This is a genomic window from Arthrobacter sp. Y3221157, from assembly GCF_059089865.1.
The window spans coordinates 77,005-95,157 of record NZ_JBNHFD010000003.1; the positions used below are offsets into that span (position 1 = coordinate 77,005).

Consider the following 18,153-nt stretch of genomic DNA (forward strand, 5'->3'; position numbering starts at 1 on the left):
GTCAGGACTTGTTAAGGGACATGGCGGACAATTCACGGTATTCCCCCTCATCCAGGGCCGCCACCCTGGAGTTGCGCCGTCCGTAGGCGAGGTAGGCGGCCAGGCCCACCAGCATCCACACGGCAAAGGTCACCCAGGTGTCTGCGCCGAGGTTGGCCATCAGGTAGCCGCACATCAGCGCGCCAAGGATGGGAGTGAGCGGGAACAGCGGAACCCGGAAGGTCCGTTCCAGTTCGGGCCGCGTGCGGCGGAGGTAGATGACCGCCACATTCACCAGGGCGAAAGCGAACAGGGTGCCGATGCTGGTGGCGTCCGCGAGCGCGCCCAGCGGCACCAGTCCGGCGGTCAGCGCGACGGCGATGCCCACCAGCAGCGTTCCGGCCACCGGGGTGCCGGTGCGTCGGGAGACGCGGCCGAAGACGGCAGGAATGAGTCCGTCGCGGGACATGGACAGCAGGATGCGGGTCTGGCCGTACAGGACTGTCAGGACAATGCTGGCGATTGCCAGGACGGCGCCTACGGCGAAGACCAGGGCAATCCACGGCTGGCCGGTGGTCTCTTCCAGGATCTTCACCAGGGCGGCCTCGGTGCCGTCGAACCAGCCCCAGGGACGGGCACCGATCGCGGCGACTGCCACCAGCACGTAGATGGTGGTGACGATCAGCATGGAAAGCATGATGGCACGCGGCAGGTCACGCTTGGGATTCCGGGCTTCCTCTCCGGCGGTGGAGGCGGCGTCGAAACCGATGTAGGAGAAGAAGACGCGGGACGCGGCGGCGGAAACACCGGCGGCACCCATCGGCAGCAGCGGTTCGAAGTTGCCTGCGTTGAAGGCGGTGAAGGCGACGGCGCAGAAGAAGAGCAGGATGCCTACCTTGACCACCACGATGGCGGAGTTGATCCAGGCACTTTCCTTGGCGCCGCGGACCAGCAGGACGGTGGCCAGCACCACGATGACCATGGCGGGGATGTTGACCATGCCGCCGTCGCCCGGGGGTTGGGAGAAGGCGTCCGGCAGTGCTGTACCGAACACGGCCAGGGCTTCGTTCACGTATTGCCCGGCGCCAACAGCCACGGCGGCTACGGACACTGCGTACTCAAGGACCAGGCACCAGCCGCAGATCCACGCCATGCCCTCGCCCATGGTGGCGTAAGTGTAGGAATAGCTGGAGCCGGACACGGGCACCAGGCCGGCCATTTCCGCATACGACACCGCGGACAGCAGCGCGGCCAGCCCGGCGATCGCAAAGGATATCCAGATGGCGGGACCGGCCAGGGGCACGGATTCACCGAGGATAACCAAGATGCCGGTGCCCAGCGTCGCGCCCACGGAGATCATGGTCAGCTGCAGGACGCCGAAGCTGCGGACAAGGCGGGGTCCGCCTTGTCCGGACTCGGCCTCGTTGACCATCTGGGCGATGGGCTTACGGCGCAGCAGCTGCGCTCCAAGGGTGGGGCGGGCGGCCGCGCGGGCAGGTACCTGGCCCGAAAGTGTAGGCACAGTCATCGTTGACGTCCGTTCGTGTCGGTGGATGGTTGGACTGGTTTTTCCCCTCCCCTAGCGTAGGGGTGTGAGCCGCATCTCAAGCTGTGCAAAATGCCCTATAGTCTTCACTCATGAGACGCAATGCACCAGAGAGCGAGTCCGCTTCCGGCGGGCTGCCTGCCCAGCTGGACGCGGTGACACTGAACCAGTTCCTGGCCCGGCTGCCGGCCGGGGTGGCGATGCTGCACGATGCCGGCAATGGCCACACTCCCCTGCGGTGGGTGGAGCCGAGTGAGCTTGAGGACCCTACGCCGTACCTGCTTGATGGCGAGTTCGTGCTGACCGCCGGGCTTCCTTTCAGGCGTGGGGGCAGCGGCCCCGGTGACGACGGCGGCACGAGCCGCGGCGGTGCTGGAGCCGCAGAGGGGGCCGACGCCGACGCCTACGTCCGCCGCCTCGTCGCGGCGGGAGTAGCGGCACTCGGGTTCGGCCTCGAACCGTACTTCGACGCTGTGCCCGGTGATGTTGTGGCGGCCTGCCGGAAACACGGCCTGACGCTGGTGGCGGTGCCCGCCAGCATCCCGTTCGCTGCGCTGGGACTCGAGTTCTCCAAGCTGCTGGAATCAGGAAACGCCCAGGTGTTCCGCCAGCTCGCCGAGACCAACCGCCATCTCATGCGGGCGGTCCTGTCGCCACGGCCGGAGCACGAGTTGCTAGCGGCCCTGGCGGAGCGGGTTCCGGCATGGGCCATCCTGGTTGGCGCGGACGGCAGGGTACGCGCCCGGGCAGGCACCGCCGTCGAACTTTCCACGCTCCAGCCGCTGGTCAAAAGGCTCCTCACGGGAAGCGGCCCGCGCGTGGAGACCGAAGCCTTTGATGTTCCCGGATCAGCGTTGGTGTTCGGCCACCCGCTGCGGAGCACCAGGGACGCCACCCTGGGCGGCTTGCTGCTTGGCACGGACAAACCGCTGACCCCGGCGCAGAACAACGTGGTCTCCTCAGTAGTGGGCCTGCTGGAACTCCTGGTCCGGCAGCGGACCAGTGGTTCCCTGGCTCCCAGCCAGCTGGCCACGGCGTTGCTCCTGCATCCGGAAAGCATTGCAGGGGCCAGCACCACGGAGCTGAACACCATGAGGGACCTGCTGGCGCAGAGCGTTGGAGGCACCCGCAGCGGGCTGGTCCGGGTGGTACAGGGAATCCGGCCCAAGGCAGCGGCAGCCGCCGACGGTCCCGTGCGCGAACTGCTGCAGTGGCGGCGGCTGTTCGATACGAAAATGGTGGAACTCACGGACTACGGGTTTGCCGCCGTGACACGGCTGAAGGTGGACGACCAGCTGCTGGCCGAGGTGGAGCAGCTGGGCTGGCGGCTGGTGGTGGGCCGGGCCACGGAACTGCCAGTCCTTGCCGCCGCCTACCGCAGCGCTTCGGCATTGCGTCCCCGGGTCCAGGCCACCGGGACCACCGTCCGGGAAGAAGAACTGACGTGGTCCGTCATGGGCCTTTTGGGCGGTGAGGCAGGCGGGATGCTGGCTTCCCGCCTGCTGGCGCCTGTTCTTGGTCAGGAGCCGGAGCGCCGCCAAGCCCAGCTCCAGGTCCTCCGTGCATGGTTGGGCGCGAACGGCAACTGGGACGCGACAGCCAAGGACACAGGACTGCACCGGAACAGCGTCCGCCGGCAGATCAACGCCCTGGCGGAGATCCTTGATGTGGACCTGGCGCAAGCGGGAACGCGGGCCGAACTATGGATCGCCCTGCAGTTTGCCGACTCTGTGGCTTTGCCCAGCAGCACAGCGCTGGAGGGCGGTACAGGCGCTTAGGCTTCCCAGGCGCGGTAGAGGTCAGGGCGGCGCTCGTCCAGGTAGGGCACGGCGGCCCGCTCACGCTTCGCCGCTTCCGCGTCCACTTCCGTGAAGAGCAATTGCGGCCCTTCCCCCGCTGCTGCCAGCAGCTTCCCGTCCGGCCCGGCCACAACGCTTCCGCCGAGGAACCTGCACCCGTCCTCCACTCCCGAATGGTTGGCGTACGCGACGGTCAGCTGGCTTTCGAGTGCCCGGGCCCGCAGCAGCACCTGGGGGACGTCGTCGAACCCGTGGGCCAGTGCCGTGGGCACCAACAGCAGCTCGGCACCGCCGGCCGCCGCGGCGCGCACGGCTTCCGGGAATTCCACGTCGTAGCAGATGACCATGGACGTGGGGATCCCCTGGAAATCCACGACGGCGGGACGCTCTGCTGCCGGACTGAAGGCGGCACGCTCGTCGGGTCCGAACAAATGGACTTTCCCGTACTCCAGCAGCACGTCCCCGTTCGCAGCCAGCAGGGTGGCGCTGATCTGCCAGTCCCCCTCGGCCGTGACACGGGGAAGGCTGTAGACCAGCCCGATGCCGTGATGGCGGGCGGTGGCGGCGAGCCTTTCGCGAAGCACGGGGAGGATTGCCGGATCCAGCCCGGACCGGACTTTCCGGGGGGCATACCCCACCGGGAAAAGCTCCGGGGTGACCAGCACGCGGGCGCCGGCCGCTGCTGCTTCCCGGGCGGCGGCATCGATGACGGCACAGTTGGCCTTAGGATCAAGGACTGCAGAGTTTGCCTGCAAGAGTGCCAGCAGCACCGCTACCACCTTCCATCGTTGGAGCGGCCGCGTGACGGGCCGTTCTTCCCAGCGTAGCCAGAGGGGCCGGGCAAAGGGCGGGGCCATTTGCACCGGAGGGCGAAGCTAGGCGGCCGGATCGTCCCGACCGTCCGACATACTGCGCTGCAGCAGTTATGCGTTAACTTCTTGACGCCAAGACTGCGGATAGGGCAATCTTCTTAGCATGTCCGCAACCCCGCGCTCAACGAGGAGCAAGCCAAAAAATCCGGGTTCCCAGTCTGCCCTGCGGCAGTTGAACCAGCAGCGGATCATCGAGAGCCTGATGGGCGGTCCGTCCACCCAGGCAGAGCTTGCCCGGCAGACGGGCCTCTCCACCGCAACGGTGTCCAACATCGTCAAAATCATGCTGGACACGGGCCTCGCATCCACGGAACCGATCACCAGTTCCGGCCGCCGGGCGCTGAACGTCAGGCTCAACAGCAACGGTGCCGTGGCGGTGGGGATCGACTTTGGCCGGCGGCATCTGCGGGTGGTCCTCGCTTCGCTCAGCTACCACATCATTGCGGAGGAATCGGTGATGCTTCCCCTCGGCCACCAGGCAGAGGAGGGGATCCAGGCCGCCGTCGTCCTGCTGGACAAACTGTTGCAGGACAGCGGCATTGAACGGTCCGCCGTGGTGGGTGCCGGCGTCGGAATTCCTGGACCCATCGACCGCCGGACCGGAACCGTGGCGCAGGGGGCCATCCTTCCCGAATGGGTGGGTATCAACATCCTCCAGCACCTTGAGGAAACCTTGAGAATCCCCGTACTTGTTGACAACGACGCGAATCTGGGCGCGTGGTCGGAGGTGACCTGGGGGCAGCACACAGGGGTCAGCAACCTGATGTTCCTGAAGATCGGTTCGGGCATTGGCGCAGGGTTGATCCTCAACGGCGCCCCCTACTACGGGAACGTGGGGATCACCGGCGAGATAGGCCACGCGACCATTCACGAGCAGGGCCTTGTCTGCCGCTGCGGGAACCGTGGCTGCCTGGAAACCATCGCCTCCACCACCACCATGATCGAGCTCCTTAGCCGCGGGGAGGACCGGCCCCTGACGCCTGCAGACATCGTCCGGAAGGCCTTGAACCGGGACCCCGCGACGCTGCGCGTCGTGGACGACGCAGGTCTGTCCGTGGGCCGCGCCCTGGGCAATGTTGCCAACTTGATCAACCCGGAAGTGATCGTTGTGGGCGGGCCCCTGGCGGGCCTCGGCGACCTGCTGCTGGATCCGATCCGCCGCGGCCTCGTGCGGCACGCGGTGCCGGTGATCGGCGAAACCACCACCCTGACCATGTCCTCCCTCGGGGACCGTGCCGAAGCGCTTGGGGCGGCGGCGCTGGTGTTCCAGCATGCCGGAATCAGGAAAAGCTAGACCGTTTCGTTACCCGGCAATTGCGTTCAAGACTTGACGACAACAGCTGTGATCCAGTTTACTTTTTCATCAGACGGCCCTGCGCTTTGCCGGCCGGACAAAGAAGTCATTGCATTGGAGGGTTAGGGCTTATGACGTCCCAGGCCACGCAAAACGAACCGATCATCCTCGAGATGCGGTCCATCACCAAGGAATTTCCCGGCGTGAAGGCGTTGGATAACGTAAGCCTGCGGGTTAAAGCGGGAGAGATCCACGCGATCTGCGGTGAGAACGGCGCCGGCAAATCAACCCTGATGAAGGTCCTTTCGGGGGTATATCCCTACGGCAGTTATGACGGCGACATCGTCTACCAGGGGCAGGTCCAGCAGTTCCGGGACATCCGGGCCAGCGAGCAGGCCGGCATCGTGATCATCCACCAGGAGCTGGCGCTGATCCCGGAACTGTCCATCATGGAGAACATCTTCCTGGGCAACGAACCCACCAAGCGCGGTGTCATTGACTGGGCGGAAGCACGGCTCCGGTCACTGGACCTCCTGGCCCGGGTGGGCCTGCGCGAGGACCCGGATACCCCCATCAAGGAAATCGGCGTCGGCAAGCAGCAGCTGGTGGAAATCGCCAAGGCCCTGAACAAGTCCGTGAAGATCCTTATCCTGGACGAGCCCACTGCAGCGCTGAACGAGTCTGACTCCCAGCACCTGCTGGACCTGATGCTGGGCCTGAAGGGCAAGGGCATCACCAGCATCATCATCTCCCACAAGCTCAACGAGATTGAGCAGATCGCCGACGAGATCACCATCATCCGTGACGGCAAGTCCATCGAAACGCTGAACGTGAAGGCCGACGGCGTGGATGAGGACCGCATCATCAAGGGCATGGTGGGCCGCGCGCTCGAATCCCGGTTCCCGGACCACACGCCCAAGATCGGCGAGGTGTTCTTCGAGGTCAAGAACTGGACCGTGGGGCATCCCAATGTGCAGGACCGGCTGGTCTGCAAGAACTCCAGCTTCTTCGTCCGGCGGGGCGAAATCGTCGGGTTCGCCGGGCTCATGGGCGCGGGCCGCACCGAGCTTGCCCGCTCCGTCTTCGGCCGCTCCTACGGCCGGTTCATCAGCGGCCAGATCTACAAGGACGGCAAGGAAATCACCCTGAAGTCCGTCCGCCAGGCCATCGACGCCGGGCTGGGCTACGTCACGGAGGACCGCAAGTCCCTGGGGCTGAACCTGCTGGACGACATCAAGACCACCACGGTGGCTGCCAACTTGCGGAAGATCAGCCGCAACTTCGTGGTGGATCCCAACCAGGAATTCACGGTGGCTGAGCAGTACCGCAAGTCGCTGCGCACCAAGACCCCGTCCGTGGAGGAAGGGGTTGCCAAGCTCTCCGGCGGCAACCAGCAGAAGGTGGTCCTGTCGAAGTGGATGTTCACCGACCCGGACTTGCTGATCCTGGATGAACCCACCCGCGGCATCGACGTTGGCGCCAAGTACGAGATCTACGGCATCATCCAGCAACTCGCCAACCAGGGGAAGGGGGTCATCGTCATCTCTTCGGAGCTCCCCGAACTCCTGGGCCTGTCCGACCGCATCTACACCATCTTCGAAGGCGCCATCACCGGCGTCCTCAACAAAGACGAGGCCAGCCAGGAAAGCCTGATGAAACTAATGACCTCCGCACGAAAAGCCGAAGCCGCCTGACCCTCTGGATCATCCCAGAACCTTCCGGACACAAGGACTGACACCATGAACGCCCTCAAGAAGCTGTTTGGCGGCAACACCCGCCAGTTCGGCATGATCTTCGCCCTGGTGGCACTGATCGCCTTCTTCCAAATCGCCACCGACGGCCGGACACTCACCCCCGGCAACGTCATCAACCTCTTCAACGGCAACTCCTACATCCTGATCCTGGCCATCGGCATGGTCCTGGTCATCATCGCCGGGCACATCGACCTCTCCGTGGGCTCCATTGCAGCCTTCGTAGGGGTCACCGTTGCCCTGGCCATCAGGGACTGGGGCATCCCCTGGTACGCCGGCGTGCTCCTGGGCCTGGCGCTCGGGGCGCTGATCGGCGCCTGGCAAGGGTGGTGGGTCGCCTACGTGGGGATACCCGCATTCATCGTCACGCTCGCCGGCATGCTCCTGTTCCGCGGCTTCAACCAGTTCGTCGGCAAGTCCAACACCATCCCGGTCCCGAGCGATTTCCAGTACCTCGGGGCAGGCTACCTTCCCGAAGTCGGCCCGAACACCGGGTTCAACAACCTCACCCTCCTGCTGGGCATCGCGGCCGCTGCGTTCGTGGTGTGGGGCGAACTCCGCTCCCGTGCACGCGCCAAGGCCCTGGGCGCGGAGGTCCCGGAAATGTGGGTCACCGCACTGAAACTGGTCCTGATCGCGGCCGCCATCCTCTACGCCACGTACCTCTTCGCCACCGGTCGGCCCGGCACGTCGTTCCCGATCCCCGGCCTCATCCTGGCAGTCCTGGTCCTGATCTACGGCTTCATCTCTTCCCGCACCGTCCTGGGCCGCCACGTCTATGCAGTGGGTGGCAACCGTCACGCCGCCGAACTGTCCGGCGTCCAGTCCAAGAAGGTCAACTTCCTGGTCATGATGAACATGTCCATGCTGGCCGGCCTGGCAGGCATGATCTTCGTGGGACGCTCCACCGCGTCCGGACCGTTCGACGGCGTCGGCTGGGAACTTGACGCCATCGCCGCAGTCTTCATCGGCGGTGCAGCTGTCACCGGCGGTGTGGGCACCGTGGTCGGATCCATCATCGGTGGCCTGGTCATGGCAGTCCTGAACAACGGCCTGCAGCTCCTGGGCATTGGCGCGGACCTCACCCAGATCATCAAGGGCCTGGTGCTCCTGATCGCCGTCGCGTTCGACGTCTACAACAAGAGCCAGGGCAAGAAGTCGATCATCGGCCTGCTGATGAGGAACGCCGGCGGCAGCCGCGCCTCCGGCGGCGGGCCCAGCAACCCCCTCCAGCCGGACGAGACCACTTCCACCAAGGAAGCCATTGCCCGGGAAGCCTAAGCCTTACAGCCTGAATAGCGTTTCACCACAACAGAGAAAGAGAACCAACAATGCGTATGTTTGGTAAAGCAGGAAAGGCCGCAGCGGTAGCTGCCATCGCAGCACTGGCGCTGACGGGCTGCGGCCGCTCCGAGACCACAACCGGCGGCGGGACCGAGGGTGCTGGCGGATTCGAAGAGGGCGCCTCCATTGGCGTCGCGCTTCCGCAGAAGACCAGTGAAAACTGGGTCCTCGCGGAGAAGCTGTTCAATGAGGGCCTCAGCGAGGCTGGCTTCAAGCCTGACGTGCAGTTCGCCAACGGCGGCGTGTCCGAGCAGCAGAACCAGATCAGCGCCATGGTCACCAAGGGTGCCAAGGTCATCATCGTGGGCGCGATCGACGGCTCCCAGCTGGGCACCCAGCTCAAACAGGCCAAGGATTCCGGTGCCATCGTCATCGCCTATGACCGCCTGCTGCTGAACACCGAGAACGTGGACTACTACGTGGCTTACGACAACTTCAAGGTGGGCGAGCTCCAGGGCCAGGCACTGCTGGAAGGCCTCGAAGAGAAGAAGGGTTCCGGTCCTTACAACATCGAACTCTTCGCCGGCTCCCCTGACGACGCCAACGCGAAGGTCTTCTTCGACGGCGCCATGAGCGTCCTCAAGCCGAAGATCGACGACGGCACCCTGAAGGTCCTTTCCGGCCAGACCGACTTCGAACAGGCTGTCACGCAGGGCTGGAAGGCTGAGAACGCCCAGCGCCGCGCAGACACCCTGCTCACCGGCAGCTACTCCAGCGAGTCGCTGGACGGCGTCCTCTCCCCCAACGACACCCTGGCCCGCGCAGTCCTGACCTCCGTCAAGGCCGCCGGCAAGGAGATCCCCGTCGTCACCGGCCAGGACTCCGAGGTTGAGTCAGTCAAGTCGATCATGGCCGGCGAGCAGTACTCCACCATCAACAAGGACACCCGGAAGCTCGTGGAGCACGCCGTCACCATGGTGAAGGACCTCCAGGCCGGCAAGGAACTGGAGATCAACGACCCCAACTCCTACAACAACGGCGTCAAGACAGTCCCGGCGTACCTGCTGGAACCGGTCATCGTCACCGACGAGAACGTGAAGACCGCTTACCAGGGCGATCCCGTACTCGAGCCCATCACCAAGTAGTCCCCTCCGGAAAAGCCCGGTCCTCCGTCTTGGAGGGCCGGGCTTTCCTCATGTTGCAGGCGTCTCACCGCGCCCTCCTGACGAACGCTCTCTCACTTCCGGCGGCCCATTCCCGAACGCCTGCGCAGTTATGGCGGGTAAACAGCAAACCCTTCCGCAGCGCTGTGACAGGATTGGGCCATGAGCGCGCCCATCGCCACGCCGTGGCTGTCCAGCCAGCCCAACACGGACCCCCGTTCCGCCACCGGGGACTCCCTGCGCTGGGGAATCATCGCCACTGGCGGCATTGCCCGGTCAGTGGCCCAGGACCTTGCCCTGCTGGAGGACGCGGAACTTTATGCCGTCAGTTCCCGGGGCCAGGGGACGGCAGATGCCTTCGCCGCGGCTTACGGCGTCTCCACTGCGTACGGGGACGACGACGGCCTGCATGGCTACCAGCGGCTGCTCGCCGATGACGCGGTGGACGTCGTCTATGTCGCAACCCCGCATGCCCAGCACCACCAGATTGTCCTCGCGGCCCTCAACGCCGGCAAGCACGTCCTCTGCGAAAAGGCCTTCACTGTCAATGCCCGGGAAGCCGCGGAGCTCATCGACGTCGCCCGCAGGCGCAACCTGTTCCTGATGGAGGCAGTCTGGAGCCGCTTCCTGCCGAGCATGCAGCGGGCGTTCGAGATTGCCGCCTCCGGCGAACTCGGAGACCTTCACTGGGTGTCGGCCGACCTCGGCTTCCCCGCTCCGTACTCCCCCACCTCCCGACTGTGGGCACGCGGGGACGCCGGCGGAGCACTCCTGGATATTTCGGTCTACCCCCTGCTGTGGGCGCTGGGAACCCTGGGCTTTCCGCAGACGGTCAGCGCCACCGGCTTCGTCAACGACGACGGCGTGGACGCCCAGAATGCGATGACCCTTGGCTACAGCCACGGCGCGCAGGTCCAGCTCACCTCATCGCTGTTGTCCCACGGTCCACGCACCGCTACCGTGGCGGGCAACCTCGGCTTCCTGCAAAGCATCGGATCCATCAACAACCCCCACAAACTCAGCGTTGTCACAGGGCGTACCAACCACAGGACCGAGACCTTCGACGTCGTGGGCAAGGGCTACACCTACGAGCTGCGCGAGGTGACACGCTGCATCCAGCAGGGCCTCACCGAAAGCCCCGTCATGCCGCTCGAGGATTCGCTGAACACGATGCGCCTCTTTGACGGCGTGCGTGCCCAGCTCGGCGTCAGCTACCCAAATGACAGCCACTGAAGGGCATAACTGAGAGGCCGATTCGCATTAGAACGCCTGCCTGCTTTTCTCCTGCAACATTTGCATGACGGACATTTGCGAGCTGTCATGATGTTTACCCGGGAATGTTCTGACTTTGTCGATTTGTTTTAGGACTCCCTAGACTTTCCGCAATATCCGGTCTTACGCTATAGGCATCGTCGAATGCAGCAGTACTGGGGGTGATACGCGTGGGTGAATCTCGTTCACCGTGGCGTGCCCTGCGGCCGGTCCTTCTGGCCGGCGCCGCTGCCTTCACCTGGCTGACATTCTCGGCCACGTCCGCCTCTGCAGATCTGCTTCCGGACACGTCATCCCTGTTGGGGGGCGCCACTAGCTCAACGCAGTCGGTGGCGGAGAATCTTGTCCCGGTACTGCCCGCACCACCTGTCCAGTCCCCAGCGCCACCTGCGGCCGGCCTGCTGCAGCCCGTGGTGTGGCAGGTCTCAACTGTGGCGGATGACCTCGTTGCCTCCGTACCGGTGGTGAATCAGGTGGTTCCGGCCGGCACTGTCACTGGAATCTCCGCGCCGGTCGCACAGATTGCCGACGGCGCAACCACAGCCGTGGTGAAAACTGTTGTGCCGCCGGTCGTTGAGACCCTTCCTGCACTTGAGCCCGTGCTGCAGCCAGTCGCGGATGTTGTGACCGGCACGGCTCCGCTTCCTGTTGCCGTCCCCGAACTGCCCGGGGCAGCCGTGGAAGAACCTGCAGCGGACGTCCTTCCGGCCGTCACAGCAGATTCCGGAAGCGCATCTGCAGTGACCGATGTGGTGCCTGCCGGCGACCGGTCCCTTGTTTCTGCTCCAGCTCTACCTTCAGCAGGAACGGCCGGCACGGAGGCAACCGCTCTCGCAGGCACATCTGCCGTTCCCCCGGCCGGCCGCACCGTGACGGCACTGACTGGTGACAAGCCCGATACGACGGAGGCCTCACCGCACCCTGCCCAGGTCCCGGCTGCACCCGGTTCAGGCAGTGGCAGCGGCGGTTCCCCCGCCGGTTCTTCCGGCTCCGCCGCGTGGCTGAACACCTTCCACTTCAACCTTCCTGATGCCGGCGCAGTACTCGCCGACGATGCTTCCGAGCACGTTCCCGCACCGGTGTCCTTCGACCCCGGTTCTTCTCCTGACTAGTTGAGTCCACCCTGCCCTTCTGGGCAGCACGTGGCCATACGGGCAGCTGACCAGCGCCCGAACCTCAACTCTTTCAGGAGACATCACCATGAGTTCCAACCTTCGCAGGGGGCTGCTTGGCACCCTCTTTGCCGGCGGGCTCCTAGCCGTCGGCTGCACCGCGGCAAACGCTGCGGACACCACTAGCGGATCGGATCTTTCCGCCTCCGCCCTCATATCGGGGGCGGCGTCCGCTGACACGACGTCGTTGGGCCTGCTGGGTGACCCAACGCCGTCCGGCTCAACGGACGTCGCCGCCGTAGCAGATGCCGCCGTCGTAGCTGACGTCGCCGTCGGCCTCGGAACCGGAACCGTTGCCGATACGACCGGGACGGACCTGGCAGTAGCCGCAGACGCCGCCCTCGCCCTCGGCACCGCTACGGGTACCACCGACGTCGCCGCGGGAGCGGATCTCGCCGTCGGCCTCGGGACCGGAACGGTTGCCGATACGACCGCCACGGACGTGGCAGTAGCCGCAGACGCCGCCCTCGCCCTCGGCACAGCCACCGGCACAGGCACAGGCGCCACTGATATGGCTGCAGCAGCTGACATCGCCCTGGGCGTCGGTAGCGGAGACGGCGTAGCAACAGATGCAGCCGTTGCCGCCGACGTAGCCCTGGGGCTGGGCGGTGTGACGGGTGCGGACGGAACCACTGTAGGCCTGGATGCTGCGGTTGACGCAGCCCTCGGCCTCGGCACCGGAACCACCGGTGGCAACGGCGGCCTGGATGCTGCGGTTGACGCCGCCCTTGGCCTCGACCTGGGCCTCGGAAACGTCACCGGCACTGACGGCACCACCGGCGGCCTGGACACCGTCGTAGACGCCGCCCTCGGCCTCGACCTCGGCACCGGCTCCGGCACCACCGACGGAACCACCGGCGGTAACGGCGGCCTGGATGCCGCCGTTGAAGCAGCCCTCGGCCTGGACCTGGGCCTAGGAAACGTCACCGGCACTGACGGCACCACCGGCGGACTCGACACTGTCGTAGACGCCGACCTCGGCGTCGACCTCGGCACCGGCACGGGCACCACCGACGGAACCACCGGCGGCAACGGCGGCCTCGATGCAGGTGTCGATCTCGGGATTGACCTTGGTATCGGCCTCATCGGTGGCGGTAATGGCACCGAGACTCCGGGCACCGAAAACCCCGGCACCGGTACTCCGGGCGATGGCAACACCGGCGGTGTTGGCACCGTTGATCCCGGCACGGACAACGGCGGCACCGATAACGGCTCCGGCAGCGGAGATACCGACAACGGCACCACGGGCACGAACAACGGCGCCAACGGCGGAGGCACTGCAACCGCCGGGACCGGCAGCTTCTCCGTAGCACCGGCAGGTTCCACCGCGGTGGGCGGCGCCATTGCAGCGGACACCACCGAGCGGAACGTGCAGCCCCGGGCCGCCAATACCCTGGCAAACACGGGCATGGACGCCTCCCTGGTCCCGCTCGCCCTGCTGCTGCTGGTGGCCGGACTCCTGATGCTTCGCAAGCGCAAGGTGTCCTAACCGTACTAAAGGCATCAGACAACGCCTGCGCCATGCGCCTGAAGCGGCAGCAACCAGCAGGCTGAAGGAGAGGAGGGCCGCCTAGAAGCACCAAAATCAAACGCAAACATGTCCTCAGCACACATGTCCTTGTGGCTGGTGGTCCGGTGGCGAAAGCACCTGTTTCGCCTCCGGACCACCGGTATGCCCCCACCGGTACATCCGGACCAATCGCTAGTTCGGCCGCAGCCCCCGTATAATTTGAGTACGACAGTGCCGCAGCGCACCGGGAGGAACGGTCATGGTGGCGGAATCGCCTAGCTCCATTACGAATGAAGTGGTTGGCGGACGTTATCGGTTGGGTGAAGTTATTGGCCGTGGCGGAATGTCATCCGTGTATTGTGCCCGGGACGAAAACCTGGGCCGCGATGTAGCCCTCAAGCTCTTCGCACCGCAGGCCCCGGACGCCGACGAACTGAAGCGCCAGGAAGCAGAAATCCAGCTTCTGGCCACACTGAATCATCCGGGCCTGGTCACCCTTTTCGACGCCGGGATCGATGACCGCATACCCGACGAGCCCCGCCCGTTCCTCACCATGGAACTGGTGGAGGGCCAGGACCTGCGCACCCGGATCCGGCACAGCACCGTCCCGCTGGAGGAGTTGGCCGTGATCGGCGCGGGCATCGCCGATGCCCTGGCCTACGTCCACGGGCTCGGCATTATTCACCGGGACATCAAGCCCGCGAACATCTTGCTGGTCCAGATCCGTCCCGGCGAGCCGCTGCGCCCGAAGCTGACCGACTTCGGCATCGCCCGGATCGCCGATTCAACCAGGCTCACGGCGACCGGAACCATGGTGGGGACGGCCGCCTACCTCAGCCCTGAACAGGCCATGGGCCAGCCCCTTACCCCCGCATCGGATATTTATTCGCTGGGCCTCGTGCTTCTGGAATGCATCAAGGGCGTGGTGGAGTACCCGGGCGGCGCGGTGGAGTCTGCGGTTGCCCGCCTGCACCGGGCACCCGAGATTCCGGAGGACGTCCCCTCCGAATGGGCAGACCTCATCCGCTCCATGACCGCCATCGAGCCGCTGGAACGGCCAGCCGCGGCGGACATCGAAACCGCGCTGCGGCAGGCTTTGGTGTCACCGGCCTCGACCCCCGGGGAGCTGGCGCCGGAAACAACCAGGGTGCTGCCCGCCATGCCTTTCCACCCGCCATCCATCACAGCCGAGGAATCGGTGGAAGAGATCCGTGAGGCGGCTGCTTCCCCCGATAAACCCGCACCTGCAGCAGCACAGGACGAACCCGCAGCAGCCCGCCCTGAACCGCAGGCCGTCCAGCCTGCACCGGCTGAAAATCCTGTCGCAGGACCTTCCTTGCATCCGCAAACCCGGACTAAGCGCTTTTGGTTGGCCCTGGTCATGGGGCTGGTGGTAGTTGCCGCGGCTGTCGCCGCGGTCCTGATGACCCTCAACGCCCAGTCTCCCGCCGACGTCGTGCCCTATCCCGAGGTGACCGGCGTCCTGGGTGAGCATCTGGAAGAGTTGCAGAAAAGCGTGGAACCGTGAGGTTTAACCAGGGCAACCGGCTGGCCCTTGCCTGGTCGGCCACCCTGGTGGCAGCAAGCCTGCTCACCGGCTGCGCTACCTCGGAAACGGGACTGCAGCGTGATGCTGCCCGCCAGCTCCAGGCCCGGGTCCTTGAGGTGACGCAGGCTTCGTCGCAAAGCGACCCTGCGGCAGCCCTGAAAGCCCTGGACGGGCTCGAAGCCGAGCTTGAAGCTGCCCAGGCAAAGGGCGATATTTCCGAGGAACGACGGCGGAGCATCACCACCATCGCCACCGCTGTGCGCGCAGACCTCGAGGATGCAATAGCCGCGGCGGAAAAGGCTGCAGCGGAAAAAGCCACGGCTGAGCAGGCGGCAGCTGATCAGGCCGCCGCCGAGCAGGCCGCTACCCAGGCTCCTCCCCCGGCCGTCCAGGAGCCGGCACCCGCTCCGGTGCCGGAGCCCCAGCCGCAGGAGGCCGACAAGGAGGCCGACAAGGACGACGACAAGAAGGATGACAGGGGCAAGGGCAACGACTAAGCCGCTGCAGGCTCTGACCTGGCCTCAATTAGGCTCAGCCACCATTCGCCAGTCATGACGAAGGAGGCGGTGCCCCGTTTACGGGGCACCGCCTCCTTCGTCTTTGCGGCTGCCGCAGCAGCGCTTCACCTAGCTCAGGGTGGCAATAACCTTGTTCAGGGTGGCCGACGGGCGCATCACTGCCGAAGCCTTGGCGTCGTCCGGATGGTAGTAGCCTCCGATGTCCACGGGCGAACCCTGGACCTGGGCCAGCTCGCCAACGATCGTGTCCTCCTTGGAGGTCAGCTCGTCGGCGACGGAGCTGAAGGCGGCCGCGAGGTCGGCGTCGTCCGTCTGCTTGGCAAGTTCCTCGGCCCAGTAGCGGGCCAGGAAGTAGTGGCTGCCGCGGTTGTCGAGCTCGCCGGCGCGGCGGCTCGGGGACTTGTTCTCCAGCAGGAAGGTGCCGGTGGCGCGGTCCAGGGTGTCTGCGAGGACCTGTGCGCGGGCGTTGCCCGCCGTGGTGGCCAGGTGCTCGAAGCTGACGGCCAGGGCCAGGAACTCACCGAGGCTGTCCCAGCGCAGGTGGTTTTCCTTCAGGAGCTGCTGGACGTGCTTCGGTGCGGAACCGCCGGCGCCGGTTTCGAAGAGGCCGCCACCGTTCATCAGCGGAACAACGGAAAGCATCTTGGCGCTGGTGCCCAGTTCCAGGATGGGGAACAGGTCCGTGAGGTAGTCGCGGAGGACGTTGCCGGACACGGAGATGGTGTCCTCGCCCTTGCGGATCCGCTCCAGGGTGTAGGCGATGGCCTTGACCGGGGACATGATCTGGATGTCCAGGCCCTCGGTGTCGTGGTCCTTCAGGTACTCGTTGACCTTGGCGATGAGGTTGGCGTCATGGGCGCGCTCCTCGTCCAGCCAGAACACGGCGGGGGTCTGGGAGGCGCGGGCGCGGGTAACGGCCAGCTTGACCCAGTCGCGGATGGGGAGGTCCTTGGTCTGGCAGGCGCGCCAGATGTCGCCCTCCGAGACCTGGTGTTCGATCAGGACGTTGCCGGAACCGTCAACGATCTGGACGGTGCCCGGCTCCTGGATCTCGAAGGTCTTGTCGTGGCTGCCGTATTCCTCTGCGGCCTGCGCCATGAGGCCGACGTTCGGCACGGTACCCATGGTGGTGGGGTCGTAGGCGCCGTTGGCGCGGCAGTCATCGATGACCACCTGGTAGATGCCGGCGTAGGAGCTGTCCGGCAGGACGGCCAGGGTGTCCGCTTCCTTGCCGTCCGGACCCCACATGTGGCCGGAGCTGCGGATCATGGCCGGCATGGACGCGTCCACGATGACGTCGGACGGGACGTTCAGGGTGGTGATGCCCTTGTCCGAGTCCACCATAGCCAGCGCGGGACCGTCTTCGAGGCCCTTCTTGATGAGCGACTGGACGCCTTCGCGCACGTCCTCGGGCAGGTCTTCGAGGCTGCTCAGGATGGCGGCCAGGCCGTTGTTCGGGCTGATGCCGGCGGCGGCGAGCTGCTTGCCGTAGGTCTCGAAAAGCTCCGAGAAGTAGGCCTTGACCACGTGGCCGAAGATGATGGGGTCGGAAACCTTCATCATGGTGGCCTTCAGGTGTGCGGAGAACAGCACGCCCTCTTCCTTGGCGCGGGCAACCTGGGCCTTGAGGAATTCGTCCAGTGCGGCGGCGCGCATGACGGTGCCGTCCACAACCTCGCCGGCCTGGACCGGGAAGGCCTTCTTCAGGACCTTCACGGAGCCGTCTTCGCGGACCAGCTGGATGGTGATGCTGCCCTCGGACTCGATGACCACGGACTTCTCGTTGGAGCGGAAGTCGTCCTTGCCCATGGTGGCCACGTTGGTCTTGGAGTCTGCGGTCCAGGCCCCCATGGAGTGCGGGTTCTGGCGGGCGTAGTTCTTGACGGACAGTGGAGCGCGGCGGTCCGAGTTGCCCTCGCGCAGGACCGGGTTCACGGCCGAGCCCTTGATCTTGTCGTAGCGGGAGCGGATGGCCGTCTCCTCATCCGAGGAGGGGTTGTCCGGGTAGTCCGGCAGTGCGTAGCCCTGGCCCTGCAGCTCTGCAATAGCGGCCTTCAGCTGCGGGATGGACGCGCTGATGTTCGGCAGCTTGATGATGTTGGCTTCCGGCGTCTTCGCCAGTTCGCCCAGTTCAGCAAGTGCGTCACCGATCTGCTGCTCCGGGGTGAGGTAGTCACCGAACACGGCGATGATGCGGCCGGCGAGCGAAATGTCGCGGGTCTCCACCTCCACACCTGCAGTCGAAGCGAACGCCTCGATGATGGGCAGGAACGAATAGGTAGCCAGCATCGGCGCTTCGTCGGTGTGGGTGTAGATAATCTTGGACATGCGCGGGCGTCTCCCTGTGGGTCGGCTTGGTTGTGAAATGTCGGTCTATTTCACCATTTACAACTTACCCGAGGACACGGGTTTGAACCTTACCGGCGCCGCTTGATTACCCCGCG

Annotated in this window: 13 protein-coding genes; 10 read left to right on the forward strand and 3 right to left on the reverse strand. The window is 65.4% G+C overall.

Features of this window, described 5'->3' with window-relative positions; genetic code table 11:
* Nucleotide 1: 1 nt before the first annotated feature.
* The gene (locus AC5RTT_RS02080) at nt 2-1,507 is read right to left on the reverse strand and encodes an amino acid permease (RefSeq protein ID WP_494143806.1); all 1,506 of its coding nucleotides are present in this window, start codon (nt 1,505-1,507) and stop codon (nt 2-4) included.
* A 110-nt stretch (nt 1,508-1,617) separates the two neighbouring features.
* Between AC5RTT_RS02080 and AC5RTT_RS02085 the strand changes: the two genes are divergently transcribed.
* Nucleotides 1,618-3,303 carry a PucR family transcriptional regulator gene (locus tag AC5RTT_RS02085; RefSeq protein WP_494143807.1) on the forward strand — a complete coding sequence of 562 codons (1,686 nt, stop codon included), beginning with the start codon at nt 1,618-1,620 and terminating at the stop codon, nt 3,301-3,303.
* On the opposite strand, the gene AC5RTT_RS02090 is transcribed toward AC5RTT_RS02085, so the two are convergent.
* Nucleotides 3,300-4,094, reverse strand: a complete 795-nt coding sequence (locus AC5RTT_RS02090; RefSeq protein WP_494143808.1) for a nitrilase-related carbon-nitrogen hydrolase — start codon at nt 4,092-4,094, stop codon at nt 3,300-3,302. The two genes, AC5RTT_RS02085 and AC5RTT_RS02090, sit on opposite strands and share 4 nt — an antisense overlap.
* Nucleotides 4,095-4,299: 205 nt before the next feature.
* Between AC5RTT_RS02090 and AC5RTT_RS02095 the strand changes: the two genes are divergently transcribed.
* The 9 genes from AC5RTT_RS02095 to AC5RTT_RS02135 all read left to right on the forward strand — a co-directional run bounded on the left by AC5RTT_RS02095 (nt 4,300) and on the right by AC5RTT_RS02135 (nt 15,688).
* Nucleotides 4,300-5,490, forward strand: coding sequence for an ROK family transcriptional regulator (locus AC5RTT_RS02095; RefSeq protein WP_494010683.1), 1,191 nt, complete (start codon nt 4,300-4,302; stop codon nt 5,488-5,490).
* Between the two features lie 131 nt (nt 5,491-5,621).
* Nucleotides 5,622-7,184 (forward strand): multiple monosaccharide ABC transporter ATP-binding protein, encoded by a 1,563-nt coding sequence (mmsA, locus tag AC5RTT_RS02100; RefSeq protein WP_494143809.1) that lies wholly within the window; start codon nt 5,622-5,624, stop codon nt 7,182-7,184.
* Nucleotides 7,185-7,229: 45 nt separating this feature from the next.
* Entirely contained in the window at nt 7,230-8,522 is a 1,293-nt protein-coding gene (mmsB, locus tag AC5RTT_RS02105) for a multiple monosaccharide ABC transporter permease (RefSeq protein WP_494143810.1), read from the forward strand.
* Nucleotides 8,523-8,572: 50 nt separating this feature from the next.
* The gene (locus tag AC5RTT_RS02110) at nt 8,573-9,670 is read left to right on the forward strand and encodes a substrate-binding domain-containing protein (protein WP_494143811.1); all 1,098 of its coding nucleotides are present in this window, start codon (nt 8,573-8,575) and stop codon (nt 9,668-9,670) included.
* 180 nt (nt 9,671-9,850) lie between these two features.
* On the forward strand, nt 9,851-10,921 hold the full coding sequence (locus tag AC5RTT_RS02115; RefSeq protein WP_494143812.1) for a Gfo/Idh/MocA family protein: 1,071 nt from the start codon (nt 9,851-9,853) through the stop codon (nt 10,919-10,921).
* A 209-nt stretch (nt 10,922-11,130) separates the two neighbouring features.
* Nucleotides 11,131-12,072, forward strand: a complete 942-nt coding sequence (locus AC5RTT_RS02120; protein ID WP_494143813.1) for a hypothetical protein — start codon at nt 11,131-11,133, stop codon at nt 12,070-12,072.
* A gap of 88 nt (nt 12,073-12,160) precedes the next feature.
* Nucleotides 12,161-13,621 (forward strand): hypothetical protein, encoded by a 1,461-nt coding sequence (locus AC5RTT_RS02125; RefSeq protein WP_494143814.1) that lies wholly within the window; start codon nt 12,161-12,163, stop codon nt 13,619-13,621.
* Nucleotides 13,622-13,901: 280 nt separating this feature from the next.
* Nucleotides 13,902-15,170: a serine/threonine-protein kinase gene (locus AC5RTT_RS02130; protein WP_494143815.1), complete on the forward strand. Its 1,269-nt coding sequence runs from the start codon at nt 13,902-13,904 to the stop codon at nt 15,168-15,170.
* Nucleotides 15,167-15,688: a hypothetical protein gene (locus tag AC5RTT_RS02135; protein ID WP_494143816.1), complete on the forward strand. Its 522-nt coding sequence runs from the start codon at nt 15,167-15,169 to the stop codon at nt 15,686-15,688. Before AC5RTT_RS02130 ends, AC5RTT_RS02135 begins: the two co-directional genes overlap by 4 nt.
* Nucleotides 15,689-15,817: 129 nt before the next feature.
* On the opposite strand, the gene AC5RTT_RS02140 is transcribed toward AC5RTT_RS02135, so the two are convergent.
* On the reverse strand, nt 15,818-18,037 hold the full coding sequence (locus AC5RTT_RS02140) for an NADP-dependent isocitrate dehydrogenase (RefSeq protein WP_494143817.1): 2,220 nt from the start codon (nt 18,035-18,037) through the stop codon (nt 15,818-15,820).
* Nucleotides 18,038-18,153 lie beyond the last annotated feature (116 nt).

Bases quoted from the DNA above. Each gene is read 5' to 3' on its own strand.
- AC5RTT_RS02130 (WP_494143815.1), top strand. From the start codon at position 13,902: ATGGTGGCGGAATCGCCTAGCTCCATTACGAATGAAGTGGTTGGCGGA.
- AC5RTT_RS02125 (WP_494143814.1), top strand. From the start codon at position 12,161: ATGAGTTCCAACCTTCGCAGGGGGCTGCTTGGCACCCTCTTTGCCGGC.
- mmsA (WP_494143809.1), top strand. From the start codon at position 5,622: ATGACGTCCCAGGCCACGCAAAACGAACCGATCATCCTCGAGATGCGG.
- AC5RTT_RS02095 (WP_494010683.1), top strand. From the start codon at position 4,300: ATGTCCGCAACCCCGCGCTCAACGAGGAGCAAGCCAAAAAATCCGGGT.
- AC5RTT_RS02115 (WP_494143812.1), top strand. From the start codon at position 9,851: ATGAGCGCGCCCATCGCCACGCCGTGGCTGTCCAGCCAGCCCAACACG.
- AC5RTT_RS02080 (WP_494143806.1), bottom strand. From the start codon at position 1,507: ATGACTGTGCCTACACTTTCGGGCCAGGTACCTGCCCGCGCGGCCGCC.
- AC5RTT_RS02110 (WP_494143811.1), top strand. From the start codon at position 8,573: ATGCGTATGTTTGGTAAAGCAGGAAAGGCCGCAGCGGTAGCTGCCATC.
- AC5RTT_RS02140 (WP_494143817.1), bottom strand. From the start codon at position 18,037: ATGTCCAAGATTATCTACACCCACACCGACGAAGCGCCGATGCTGGCT.
- mmsB (WP_494143810.1), top strand. From the start codon at position 7,230: ATGAACGCCCTCAAGAAGCTGTTTGGCGGCAACACCCGCCAGTTCGGC.
- AC5RTT_RS02085 (WP_494143807.1), top strand. From the start codon at position 1,618: ATGAGACGCAATGCACCAGAGAGCGAGTCCGCTTCCGGCGGGCTGCCT.